At 37.0% G+C, this 13103-nt stretch carries 11 protein-coding genes; 9 read left to right on the top strand and 2 right to left on the bottom strand.

Annotated elements, in window-relative coordinates; translation table 11 throughout:
* Positions 1-7 precede the first annotated feature (7 nt).
* The 9 genes from VCM39_RS02560 (at position 8) to VCM39_RS02520 (ending at position 8128) form a co-directional block, all read left to right on the top strand.
* The gene (locus VCM39_RS02560) at positions 8-3256 is read left to right on the top strand and encodes a DUF6443 domain-containing protein (protein ID WP_322933526.1); all 3249 of its coding nucleotides are present in this window, start codon (positions 8-10) and stop codon (positions 3254-3256) included.
* Between the two features lie 18 nt (positions 3257-3274).
* Positions 3275-3736, top strand: a complete 462-nt coding sequence (locus tag VCM39_RS02555) for an Imm26 family immunity protein (protein WP_007487376.1) — start codon at positions 3275-3277, stop codon at positions 3734-3736.
* 556 nt (positions 3737-4292) lie between these two features.
* Positions 4293-4715, top strand: a complete 423-nt coding sequence (locus tag VCM39_RS02550; protein ID WP_322933525.1) for a hypothetical protein — start codon at positions 4293-4295, stop codon at positions 4713-4715.
* Between the two features lie 219 nt (positions 4716-4934).
* Positions 4935-5468 (top strand): hypothetical protein, encoded by a 534-nt coding sequence (locus VCM39_RS02545; protein ID WP_122201824.1) that lies wholly within the window; start codon positions 4935-4937, stop codon positions 5466-5468.
* A 64-nt stretch (positions 5469-5532) separates the two neighbouring features.
* Positions 5533-6132 (top strand): RHS repeat-associated core domain-containing protein, encoded by a 600-nt coding sequence (locus VCM39_RS02540; protein ID WP_322933524.1) that lies wholly within the window; start codon positions 5533-5535, stop codon positions 6130-6132.
* Positions 6083-6820, top strand: coding sequence for a hypothetical protein (locus VCM39_RS02535; RefSeq protein WP_322933523.1), 738 nt, complete (start codon positions 6083-6085; stop codon positions 6818-6820). Before VCM39_RS02540 ends, VCM39_RS02535 begins: the two co-directional genes overlap by 50 nt.
* A gap of 132 nt (positions 6821-6952) precedes the next feature.
* Positions 6953-7366, top strand: coding sequence for a hypothetical protein (locus VCM39_RS02530; RefSeq protein ID WP_322933522.1), 414 nt, complete (start codon positions 6953-6955; stop codon positions 7364-7366).
* 6 nt (positions 7367-7372) lie between these two features.
* A complete protein-coding gene (locus VCM39_RS02525; protein ID WP_322933521.1) occupies positions 7373-7600 on the top strand; it encodes a hypothetical protein in 228 nt (75 codons plus the stop codon).
* 195 nt (positions 7601-7795) lie between these two features.
* Positions 7796-8128 carry a hypothetical protein gene (locus tag VCM39_RS02520; protein WP_221651149.1) on the top strand — a complete coding sequence of 111 codons (333 nt, stop codon included), beginning with the start codon at positions 7796-7798 and terminating at the stop codon, positions 8126-8128.
* 197 nt (positions 8129-8325) lie between these two features.
* On the opposite strand, the gene VCM39_RS02515 is transcribed toward VCM39_RS02520, so the two are convergent.
* Positions 8326-10557 carry a GH92 family glycosyl hydrolase gene (locus VCM39_RS02515; protein ID WP_322933520.1) on the bottom strand — a complete coding sequence of 744 codons (2232 nt, stop codon included), beginning with the start codon at positions 10555-10557 and terminating at the stop codon, positions 8326-8328.
* Positions 10558-10573: 16 nt separating this feature from the next.
* Entirely contained in the window at positions 10574-12586 is a 2013-nt protein-coding gene (locus VCM39_RS02510) for a glycoside hydrolase family 2 protein (protein ID WP_323674014.1), read from the bottom strand.
* Between the last annotated feature and the right edge of the window lie 517 nt (positions 12587-13103).

Raw genomic sequence — 13103 nt, 5'->3', positions numbered from 1 at the left:
AATCAACATGAATCGAACCATTCATTTTACACTTCTACTTTTGTACATATCCCTGTCTCTGCCTTCTCTGCTAAAGGCTCAGAACAAAAACAAACATTATGTGCAAACTCATCTGATGACAGAGGAGGACGGTAGCCGTTCACGCGAAACAGTAACATACTACGACTCTTTCGGCCTGGAATACGAAACACTGGAAGTAGGTGCCACCCCACAAGGAAAAGACCTACAGACTCCCATTGGCTATGATGGCTTTTTCCGGAAAACGATGGAGTTCCTTCCCCGTCCCGCCGGGAATACTGATTTTTATGCGGATACCAATCCCTATCATTACACGGTATACGAAAACTCCGAGTTGAACCGGGTCCGTGAAGCATATGGCCCCGGACAGACCTGGCAAGAGAACGGAAAGGCGGTGAAATATGCCTACCTGGTCAACAAAGCGTCGGGGGTTCTGTCCTGCTCCTATTACCAGGTGGAAGAGCTGGATCGCGATATAAAGCTTACCCGTTCCGGCAATTATACACCCGGCGAGCTAACCATCACCCAAGTCACGGATGAGGATGGACATATCACTTACAATTTTTCTGATTCTTCCGGACGTTTAGTTTTAACCCGCCAAATGAATGGAACCGTTGCCCATGACACCTATATCGTTTATGACGACAGAGGGCGCAAACGAGTCGTCCTCCCCCCTTCCGCCGCCGATGCGCTTACCGCCGTAGGAAACTGGCTTTGCAGTCAGAGCGAACCTATCCAATTGTATGGATACATATACCGGTATGACGGAAGGGACCGTTGTATCGAAAAGAAACTTCCGGGCTGCGCACCGATCTACTACGTCTATGACAAGTCCGACCGCATGGTGCTTAAGCAAGACGGCAACGACAGAGAGGTGAAACGGTGGCAGTCTTATCAATATGATCACTTGGGGCGACAGGTTATCTGGGGATTCTTAAAATCACCCAGTAGTCACCAATACTGGATAACATTCTGTCAGAATAAGGTACTATCTGTTGGATATACAGGGGCTCAAACACCTATGGAAAATTACGGGTATTCTTCGGTATCACAAATCAGCCTCCGATGCACCCCACTGATTATTAACTATTATGACGACTATGACTATACCAACATCTTTAGTGAGTTTATCGGTTCTCAAAACCGCCCGGGTTATTATTCCTCTTTCGCGTCCTCGCCAAAGTCCTCGTACGGGAAACTTACCGGGCAGGTTGTCGCACTATTGAATGATCCCTCTAAAAAGGACTACATCGCCTACTATTACGACCGGCGGGGTCGTGAAGTACAGCGTACGGCAAATTCCGCTTTTGGTTTCAAGAACTATACCTTCACTAATTACAATTTTACCGATCAGCCTGTTTCTGTTCGTAAGGAACATACAAGTATTTATCCGGACGCTGCTTCCGGCTCGACAGGAGTTGCCAGCCATGTAACCACGTATGAGTATGAGTATGACCCTGCCGGGCGTGTATCAAAATTGTATCATACATTCGACAGTGATCCCCGTGTATTGATGGCAGATTATCGGTATGACGAGGTAGGACGTTTAGAAACGAAGTTGATCCACAATCACGCTGATACGGCAAGTTATAAATACAATGTCAGGGGGTGGCCTACGGAGATCAACGAACCGGGCATGAGAGAGAAGATTTACTACAATGAAGATCTTCCGCAGGGGGTACCCCCTTTGTATAACGGGAATATTCCCTGTCTGTCAAATTCGGTAAATACAATTCCGGTCGCTCGTTTTACTTACGACGGACTCAATCGTTTGCTGAGTACCCGCAGATATAAGATGGACGGTAGGCCGACGGAACACGGGGAGAATTTTACATACGATAAAATGGGGAATCTACTTACCTACCAGCGTGTCTTTGAGGACTTTTACCCTGATTACACAACCAAATTGGCTATTAAGTATCATGGTAATCAAATTCAGTCTGCAACCGATGAAAGGCGCTCTGTTGGTTATTACAATCTTCGTTATCTTGATGACCAAAATGCTGATGTTGAATATTTCTACGACAGCAATGGTAATTTAGTGAAGAACCTTGATAATCGGATTGGAAAGATCAAGAATAATATCCTGAATCTCCCGGAGGTAGTTGCTTTCACTGATGGAAACCTCCTCACGTTCTCCTATATGGCGGATGGCCGCAAGGTGCGTGATTCTTATGGTTCTTACCCTATTAAACCGACGACCCCTTTAGATACAGTGGTAAACAACACTGACCCCTATATTACCGGAATTAATGACTGGAGTGAAGACTATTATTATCAGTCGAAAAAGCTCCGGCGGGTCACCACATCGGATGGTCATTTGAATTTTTATGATTCCCCGGATCATACCACGTATTACACTACTAAAGATCACATTGGCTGTACATGGCAACGCAAAGTAGGTAGTAGGAACGCTTTGATGTATCCGAACTATTACCCATCCGGTATAATGGATTTAAAACCTTACCCGACTTATCCGTTTGGTTTGGGTGGCAAAGAATTCATGAATACGAATTGTCTGGATGAATATTACTTTGACGCGCGTACAATGTATGCCATCATGAACCGTTTTAATCAGGTAGACCCGTTGTGCGAGGAGTACTATTCGGTGAGTCCGTATGCGTATGCATTGAATAATCCGGTGAGGTATAAAGACCCCACGGGGAAATATGTAGAATCGGCATGGGATATATTTAGCCTTCTCACCGGTGTTGAAAGTTTTGTTAGCAATGTTAGTGCGGGGAATGTTGGTGCTGCAATTGTAGATGGTTTAGGCGTAGTGGTAGATGCTGCAGCCGTTGTATTGCCGGGAATACCGGGAGGAGTAGGTGCGGCGGCTAAGGGAATCAGGGCGCTGGATAAGGCGACGGATGCGGTTAAGGCAGTAGATAAAACCACCACAGCCAAAAAAACATATCAAACATACACAAAAATAAATCGCCAGACAGGAGAGGTATATACAGGACGAACAAGTGGAACAAATACCCCCCAAAAGAATATTGAAAATCGAGATAGAAATCACCATAAGAATAAAGAGGGATTTGGTACTGCAAAGATAGATAAAACATCCTCGAATCCGGATGCTATCAGAGGGAGGGAACAGCAGATGATTGAAAAGAACGGAGGAGCAAAATCGCAAGGAGGCACATCCGGGAATACAATCAATGGAGTAAGCCCCACCAATCCCAAAATAGATCAATATTTGGAAGAAGCAACAAAACAGTTTGGATTACCATAATTTAAATTTGAAATTAAGATGAAAAGACAAAGAAGAACCCCCGGATCAATAGTGAAGATTGACCTGAAAAACGGGTATTATAACTATGCACAACTATTGGAAAACGGTATCGCTTTTTTTGATATTTACACCAAAGATCCTGAATTAGAAGATCTGAGTATTTTGTTAGAAAAACCGGTATTATTTATAGTATCGGTGTATAGGGATGTAATATCAACCGGACTTTGGTTGAAAGTAGGAAAACTACCTATCCGAGAAGATCTTAAAATTCTTCCAATGCAATGTATACAAGATGCACTGAATGAAACACAGTTCGAATTATATAATCCCAATACAGGAGAAGTGACAAAAGCTACCAGAGAGGAATGTGAGGGATTGGAAATATGTGCTGTATGGGAGGCCCATGCTGTAGAAGAGAGAATTATAGATCATTACAATGGAGTGCCGAATTTTTGGGTTGAATCAATGAAAATAAAATGAAAAAACTTGTTTACAAAAGCAGAGAAATAGATCATCTCATTTCAGATGAAAGTTTTATTAACGGATTTAAGTGGATTGATTGATAATGATGGTCACCCTACTAACCTGGAGATTGACATAAACTGGAATGGACAAGAAAATATGTGTAACGACTTTGATTTCATGGCGATTAAAACGCACATTTGTTTTTCTTTAGATTTTGCTTTGAATTTAAAGCTCCTTATACCATAGGAGGGTTGGAAATAACATCTTTTTCTTATAACTATGATGATAAGAGACACCTTTATACTATAGAGTTTAAATTTGATTTTTCTCCGGTTGGTTATATAAAATTTAATTGTCTTGATTTTTATTTTGAGATTATTGAATAGCCATACATTATATCAATGATTCGTTAAAATTCAAAAGGTACAGAAATTGGAGTTCAATTAACCAATCCAGACCCGAGCAAAGATGCTAATGAAGTAAGACAAGAACAAACTAAAGGAAATCAAAATAAGCAAGATGGTAATATTTTGTATCATTTTTTCAACTGAATATTAAATTAATTAAGATTATGAAAAAATCTTTTCTCTATTTTATAAATAGAATCACATTACCAATGTGTTTTATTATGATTTGTATTTCTGTTTTCAGAGATTATGTGGATTCAATTCCATATATATTTATTGTAAGAATTGTTATGTTAGTGGGTGCCATTGGGATGGTTATTGCAGGCATAATTGACCGCATTGATAGTAAATCTGCAATTTGGCATAAAGGAACGGGTATTAAATATATTCTTTATCTCAATTCGGGCATCATAATAAAGCAAGTTTTTGTTTGGTATTTTTGTTTATATATAATTCTAAGGCTAGATAAAATTTCAATAGTATTCAGTTTTGTTATGCTATTAATATTTGGAGTTTTCAGTGGATATAAAATTACAAATATAACAGAACGTTATAAAAAACAAAAAGAAAAAGAAAAACAAACATAATCCTTAACAATGCTTAGAGCCTGTTTAAATTTTCCTGAAATAATTTTTATATAGGCTTTATCGACCTGTTTTGATTTTCTTTTCGGTCTATTTTTCAGTTTTTATTCGTCACATAGTCCGCTATGCTCCTTATAAAAGCTGAAAAATATCCTCGAAAACAAATCTCAAAACAGTGGCGAGCAAAATTTAAACAAGCTCTTATAATAAAAAAAATACAACATGTTATCATCACAAATTAATTTTTATGTATTACCGGAAGATTTACTTGGTATACAGCAATGGTTAGAAGAGCGTGATATTGTATGCGTAAAAACATATAGTTTTGATGCAAATCCTATCATAGCGAAGCTTAATGCCGAATTATTAAATTATGGTCAAGTTTATTTAACTTTACCAAAGTGGATTGAACTATTCGAATATAAAAGCTGCTTACTACCATCAGGAGAACTTACATATTATGTAGACTTTGATAAAGAACTTATAATTCAATTTGACTTTGAAAAAATCACAAAAGACCAATTACTCCCTCCATCTCGCTTTTATTTTACCAAACAATATTTTGATAGACCTGCTTGGGATTTTATTAAGAAAGACGAAGAGTATGTAAAGTGGGCTATGAAAATCTATCGGGATTTCAAAAAACGTTTCTTAGTAAAATATGACTTTGGACCGGATAATTTTGGTATCAATTATACAACGCCTACTGTGATTGAACATTTTGAGCGCGGAGAATTTAAACTTAGAGGACATTAACTGGCCGCAAGGTGCGTGATTCTTATGGTTCTTACCCCACTAAACCGACTCCCCTTTAGATACAGTGGTAAGCAACACCGATCCCTATATCACCGGAATCAATGATTGGAGTGAAGATTACTATTACGCTGCCGGGAAATTGAGACGAGTCACCACTTTGGATGGCTATTTGAATTTGTATAATCGCACCGGTTATAGAAATTATTATGCCGTCAAAGCCCATATCGGTTGTACTTGGGAATACGAGAAAGGGAGTAAAAAAGCTTTCGGATATCCCAGTTATTATCCATCCGGCATAATGGATAGAAAGCCTTATACCACTTATCCGTTTGGGTTGGGTGGCAAAGAATTCATGGGTACGAATTATCTGGATGAATATAACTTTGGTGCACGTGCAATGTATGCCATCATGAACCGTTTTAATCAGGTAGACCCGCTGTGCGAGGAGTACTATACGGTGAGTCCGTATGCATATGCATTGAATAATCCGGTGAGGTATAAAGATCCGACGGGGAAATATGTAGAATCGGCATGGGATATATTTAGCTTAACAACCTATACTAAGAGTTTTGTTAGCAAATTGATATTACAAAATTTATTTGGAGGTGAAAGAAATGAAAAAGTATTTATTGATAATATTATTTCCCTTATCGAGCTTATTTAGTTGCAAAAGCTCTTTACCTGATTCCGCGCAGGCTAATTATACTTCTCATGATGCAATATATGACATGTCGCGGTATATTAAAATGTATTACTGTAACTATTTAGACTATCCTAATATAGAGAACCTTTATACCTATTGTTGGAGAATAACTAATAGTGCCAATGATTTTCACTTTCAATCCTTTACCGACTATGAAAAGGCTGGGAAAAGAAATACAAATGGAACAGGTGTAGAATCTCTTCTTGGGTTTCTTTTAAAAAATAATCAGCATCTGTTTTTCGAAAGAAAGAATGGAACATTACAAATTCTATGGAAAGGTAAAAAGGCTTTTTTATTAGACTATGATTATTGTAAAATGAAAGACGATTATCGTGAGCAAAAAAACTTTTATTGTTTATTTGACTCGCTTGGTGTCTCTATGTCAATGGATTTTGATGATGAAGAAGTTTTTTATGAGCTAAGAAATAAAACTCATCAAAAATATTATCCCAATAAACAATCACAACCTATAAAAACTACCATTTTGAGATATAACATAAATACTGGGTATCAATCATATTGCCTTACAGATATTAGTATTTACAAAAACAAATACTTAAAAGAGTTAGCATATGCTTTAGATACATTTTTGTTAAACAGGGATATGCAAACGATACAATTTATAGCATCAGTGGAAAACGCTTTTTAGGAATATTCCAGTAAATGTCCTTGAGACTATACACGATATTGTATGAATAAAATTACAGAGTTCAATCCTACCGGGAGTCAGATTATATCCCGGTAAGATATCCTCTGTTTCTCGGTGAGAAGCAAAATACAGGTGAGTAATAATAATATAAGAAATCGTTTTATTACTGGTGTTACAGAATTATCTGATACATACATAGAGTTCAAAAATAAGTTAGCAAGTCTTGTCACCACAGTAAACTATGGAGAAAATGGTGTTATTCAAAGTAGTACAGAACTTGTGATTAATGATCCTGAGTTAGCAATACAGCAGCTCAATTATGAGGTACAAGCAGCGGATATGAATGAGAGTTTGGGTAAACTTGATTTTACAGGTAAATCGTTAGTAGAAATTTTAAAGATATCTGTAGAGAGAAAGACCACAATACAGAAAAAGTTAGGATTATCACCCAAAGATCTAATAATGACTGAACTTTTTACGAATCCGAACGCTTTTCAATCTATACAACAGGAAAGAAGAATTTTACCGGAATTTAATCAACGATAATAAATTATGGATAAGAAAAAAAAGAAAAAATGGACAACTAAAAATACTCATATAAAAAGATTAAATAAGAGTAGTAATATAGAACTGATAAAATGGTATGATAAAGTAGCGGCATGGATTATTATAGCATGTGCTATTTTACTTATAATATTAATAGCTTCAAATAATCATATTGTAGGTTATGATAATTATATCGGTATTCCAAAGGTATGGGTACAGTCACTGTTTGAGTAGTTAGTTTAAGCAGTTTCGTTAGTCTGAAAATGAGTAATAGAATTACCCGAACGGTTATGGTTGCAATAATGCTTCTTATTTTCAATGATTCTTTTAAAAAATAATCAGCAGCTGGTTTTCGAAAGAAAAGGTGGAACATTACAAATTCTATGAAAAAGCAAAAAGTTTTTTTTATTAGACTATGATTATTGTAAAATGAAAGACGATTATCGTGAGCAAAAAAACTTTTATTGTTTATTTGACTCACTTGGTGTCTCTATGCCAATGGATTTTGATGATGAAGAAATTTTTTATGAGCTAAGAAATAAAACTCATCAAAAATATTATCCTAATAAACAATCACAACCTATAAAAACTACCATTTTGAGATATAACAGAAATACTGGGTATAAATCATATTGCCTTACAGATATTAGTATTTACAAAAACAATTACTTAAAAGAGTTAGCACATACTTTAGATACATTTTTATTGAACAGGGATATGCAAACGATACAATTTATAGAATCAGTGGAAAACGTTTTTTAGGAATATTCCAGTAAATATCCTGATACTATACAAAATATTGTGTAAACTACAGAATTCAATCCTACCGGGAATCGGATTATATCCCGGTAAGATATCCTCTGTTTCATGCCTCGAAACAAAGTATTTCCCGATATGAAACAAAATTTTCTTCAGTATGAAACAAAGTATGCCCCGATACTTTATTTATCAGCTGCTTATCAATACCCACCAGGACGATCGTTCATAACAAAGCGAATCTCCTTAGCATCTATCAGATCAAAATAATTAATAAATGGGTTCAGAATTTTCTTTCCGTCCAAAAACACGGATTGAACATATTTATTCTCCTCCGAAAGATTATCTGCTTTTATTAACAGATCATGATCTTTCAACCGAATTTTAATTTCTGAAAATTGAGGAGCACCTATGGCAAACTCATTACTCCCGGGAGTTACAGGATAAAATCCCATAACAGAAAAAAGATACCAGGCAGACATTTGCCCACAATCATCATTTCCGTTTACACCATCAGGAGTATCTTTATAGTTCAGCTTTACATGCTTCCGCACTAACTCCTGGGTCTTCCAAGGCTCATTACAGTAATTATATAAATAGATATAATGATGGCCTGGCTCATTATCATGCTTATAATGATCTTCTTCAAAATTCCGATCCAACTTATCAGAAAAAGCCTGTGGTCCTCCCATCAAATCAATCATTCCGGGAATATCCTGAAGGACACAAAACAAATAAGTCCACTTCGAACCTTCCGTCAATCCATGCCGTGAATTATCATCCAAATCAATCCAGGTTCCATCATAGTTACGAGGCAAGAAAAAACCTTTCTCAGGATTGTATAAGTTTTTATAATTTCCACTAAATCGCATCAAATGGACATAATCTTCCATCTTCCCTAACGATTTCGCCATTTGTGCTACACACCAGTCATCATATGCATATTCCAGTGTCCTTGAAACCGATTCGGCTGTTTTATCATCTGGCACATATCCTATCGAATGGTAATAACTTGCCCCCGCACGTCCCTCATAAGAAGTCCAATAATCACGGTCACCGTATTTTCTGTTTGTATCGCAATCAGGAGGAATCATTGCATCTTTTCGTATAGCTTCATAGGCCAGATTGACATCAAAGTTACGAATCCCTTTCATATAGGCATCTGCAATAACTGCATCCGCATGAGTGGCTATCATAATATTGGTATAGGTTGGATTAGGCCACATAGGAAGCCAGCCGCCTTCTTTATACATTTGCAATAATGAAGTGATCCAGTCACCGGTTAACTGTGGTTCCAGCAACGTCATCAGGGGATGAAAAGCTCTGAATGTATCCCATAAAGAATAATCATTATACGAAATACCCTCATGAATCCGGTCGTCAAATGCACTGTAATATCTTCCATATTCAGAAAACTCGCGAGGGAAAAGATAAGAATGATACAGTGCCGTATAAAAAATACGGGCCTCTCTTTCGCTTCCTCCTTTGATAGTTAACCGGGATAATTTATCATTCCATTCTTTTTTAGTATTCTCATATACCTGTTTTAAACTCCATCCGGGTATTTCATGCTGTAAATTCAAGCGGGCTTGCTCCAGACTTATAAAAGAGGTAGCTATCTGAGCCTTTATTTCCTTATCCTTTTGAGAGAAATTAATATATGCTCCCATGCGTGTACCATATAGCTCCTCGACTCCCGGGTAAAGAATAGAATCATTCCAACAACCAAAATCCTTTATATCACAATTGAAACGAATGACAAAATAACCTTTAAAGTTGGGTAGGTCTGGTCCTAACTGAGCCGACTGCCTGTCTGGATTATACCCCACAATTTCATTATTCAGTGTATCAATCTTCATCCAGCCTTTGATTTTCTGGAGACGCTGATTATAATGATTACACCAATCATTCAACTGCGGATTCAAATTTATACCCTGAATAATCAACCGGGGAGTTTTATTTTTAGGAAAACGAAAATTCAAAATGCCACAACGTCCGGAAGCAGTCATCTCCGTAAAAATCCGGTTATTCTGTTTATCGGTTAAAGTAACAGAGTAATAATAGGGAGAGGCCTTCTCATCCTTATGACTAAAATTCATTTTTCGATCTTCCGGGAGTACTCTTATCTCCTCTCCGATTTGTGGCATAACTGATACATATCCATAATCTCCCATCCATATAGTTGGTTGATGAGAGCCCAAAAAGCCCATTATAGACTCATCATCGTAAACATACGCCATACTTCCCATTTTATTCTCCCTGGTTTGAGGTAAAAAATTGGTCATTGCAAAAGGAGGACCCACAAAAGGTACCGTACCTCCCTCACCCTTAATAGCCGTTCCAATAAGCGGGTTTACCAGATCTACTACATTCTGGCTATATGAATAAATCGGATTTATACAAAATATTAGAATTAAAAACAGATATTTTCCCATGATGCTGATTATTACATTATAAAAGAATCCAATTACATTTTTCAGATAAAACATGACGATCTCTATCGCCACAAACTTCAATCTGGTTTTCGCCTTTCCTTAGACCAACGCCTTGCCAAATATAGATATTTTGCCTCTTTATAGGATCTCCACACTCTTGTCCATTCACTTTCAAACGAATATTTTCGCAATTGGAATATACCTTTACGTCTGTAATCGAATCTCTTCTTGCCACATCTCTTCTACTTGTAATATGTAGAACAGGTGATTTCGCCCAAGCTGACTTGTAGAAATAAAAAGCATCTTTCTTGATCTTTCTGTCGTAGGTTACTAAACCTTTATCGTTTCGTCCTGGTAAATTTCCTTCATTCCTGGAAGCACTTGCAAAATCAAACATATTCCAGACGAAAGATCCCCAGACAAAGTTACAATCGCTTATTGCCTGATAATTTTGTTCATGTACAATAGACTGCCACTCTTCCGGATGAAAAATTCCATCAGTCCTTGGGGCCGATTTAACATCCTGCTGGTGATGCCAGACGTTAGCCCCAGCTCCATATTCACTGACACCAATACCTTTGTTTCCAACCAAACGGTTCCAATGTGCTACCGAAGATTTCATCATGGAGGGCTGAGCCCAGTACCATCCCGGATAAGTATTGTAGGCCATAATATCTGTGACTTTATTCTCCGGCCTGTTCTCTATGTTAGCAGCAGCTACTGTCAAACGTCCCGGATCTTCCTGATGAGCCAGATCATTTAACTCTCCAATCAAATTCTTGACCTCGCCTTCAGACAATTCGTTGAACAGACTCCAACAAAAAATAGATGGATGGTTAAAATTCTGCCGAATCAATTCCGTGAGTTGTAACTTTATATTCTCCGTAAAAGCAGAACTGGTATTTACCTTACCGATAAGGGGAATTTCCGCCCATACCAACATACCTTCCCGATCACATAAAGAATAGAAATAATCGGCATGTGGATAGTGTGCCAACCTGATTCCAGTAGCTCCTATTTCTTTAATCAGATCCATGTCCTCGCTATGATCTTCATTCGATATAGCCCATCCTTTACCTTCCCGGTCCTGATGTCTGTTTACACCTTTTATTTTATAAGGTTTACCATTCAGGAAAAAGCCTTTTTCCGCGTCAACTGTATAATATCTTAAACCAGTATATTGGGATAGTGTATCCACAACCGCATCACCTTTCAACACTTCTACAAAGACACGATACAGATAGGGTGATTTACATCCATCCCATAAGATAGGACGATCTATATTCAGCTTATTAATAAACTTAGCCGTTTTTCCTTTTACATATAACTTATTGGTAGTTGTGGTGCTACCTATTGCTTCCCCTTGGGCATCAAACACACTGGTTCTAACAGATAATGCTTTCCCGGCCTGACTACTATTAACTTTTGTCACAATGGATAACTCAGCCTGTTTTGAATCGACCTGATCCTGATGAATGTAAATCCCAGAAGAAGCATAATCTAATGGAGTTATACACGTCTTAGGCAATAAGAGTAGTGATACAGGACGATAAATCCCACCAAAAACAGTAAAATCTCCAGCCAGAGGAGCAATATCATTATCCGGACTATTCGAAACTTTGACCTCTAAAAGATTATCTCCTTTCTTCAACAAAGAGGTTATTTCAAAACAGAAAGCATTGAAGGCTCCTTTATGTGCACCAGCTTTTATTCCATTAACAAAAATATCCGCAACCTGACTAACTGCCTCGAAACGCAAAAAAACACGTTTCCTCAGCATTTCCGGCAATATATCTAAGTGATAACGATATTGAGCTGTTCCACGATAATAATCGGCAGTTATACCATCTTTCGCATTCCAGCAATGAGGAACTGTTACTTTTTCCCAAATAGCATCAGCAGTCGGTTGATCAGATCGGAACTCCCAATTATTTTTCAATATATACTGTTGCCGCAATTGGGCAGAAGATTGTAAAAAAGGAAAAACACATAAAAGTCCAATTAACATTCGCTTCATTTGTATATACATAAGTACATATAGCTTTAAGATAACAATTATAAAATAGATACTCTGACAAATATAATGCGAATATCACCAACATCTAATTACAAACTATTCAATTTATAACACAGATGTATTAGAGCAAGAAGAAATCTACTTAGAGAACAGAGAGTGAAACTAACATTCTATATTTTAAGACAGTTATAACCTTTTATTTTTACCCTATAGATTGAAAGAAAAGTATTACTATTCAATAACGCATGGATTACTATACAAAATTTATAGATATCATGCGCTCGCCCTAAAAGATAAACACAATAAAAACCTCATCAATAAATGACAGAAAATTAATAATAAACATCCGAAATAGATTACTAAAAAGCAATCTTATGTAACTATAATAGTGGTTACATAAGATTGCCAAAGCTAAGTATAATTTAGATCCTTATATTTGTAATAGGAGAAAACATCCTAACAAACTTGTATCAAATTATATCAAGACACAAAAAAGTGTTTGATTTTTAGATTTCAAAAAGGAAATCAT

This window comes from Bacteroides mucinivorans (assembly GCF_034654355.2).
Lineage (GTDB): Bacteria > Bacteroidota > Bacteroidia > Bacteroidales > Bacteroidaceae > Bacteroides > Bacteroides nordii.
Note: the sequence above shows the minus strand (reverse complement) of the source record. Positions and strands in the feature narration are given on the sequence as shown.

What these genes read in the sequence shown, in the direction of transcription:
- VCM39_RS02560 (WP_322933526.1), top strand. Translation starts at nt 8, where the DNA reads ATGAATCGAACCATTCATTTTACACTTCTACTTTTGTACATATCCCTG.
- VCM39_RS02555 (WP_007487376.1), top strand. Translation starts at nt 3,275, where the DNA reads ATGAAAAGACAAAGAAGAACCCCCGGATCAATAGTGAAGATTGACCTG.
- VCM39_RS02550 (WP_322933525.1), top strand. Translation starts at nt 4,293, where the DNA reads ATGAAAAAATCTTTTCTCTATTTTATAAATAGAATCACATTACCAATG.
- VCM39_RS02545 (WP_122201824.1), top strand. Translation starts at nt 4,935, where the DNA reads ATGTTATCATCACAAATTAATTTTTATGTATTACCGGAAGATTTACTT.
- VCM39_RS02535 (WP_322933523.1), top strand. Translation starts at nt 6,083, where the DNA reads ATGAAAAAGTATTTATTGATAATATTATTTCCCTTATCGAGCTTATTT.
- VCM39_RS02525 (WP_322933521.1), top strand. Translation starts at nt 7,373, where the DNA reads ATGGATAAGAAAAAAAAGAAAAAATGGACAACTAAAAATACTCATATA.
- VCM39_RS02520 (WP_221651149.1), top strand. Translation starts at nt 7,796, where the DNA reads ATGAAAGACGATTATCGTGAGCAAAAAAACTTTTATTGTTTATTTGAC.
- VCM39_RS02515 (WP_322933520.1), bottom strand. Translation starts at nt 10,557, where the DNA reads ATGGGAAAATATCTGTTTTTAATTCTAATATTTTGTATAAATCCGATT.
- VCM39_RS02510 (WP_323674014.1), bottom strand. Translation starts at nt 12,586, where the DNA reads ATGTATATACAAATGAAGCGAATGTTAATTGGACTTTTATGTGTTTTT.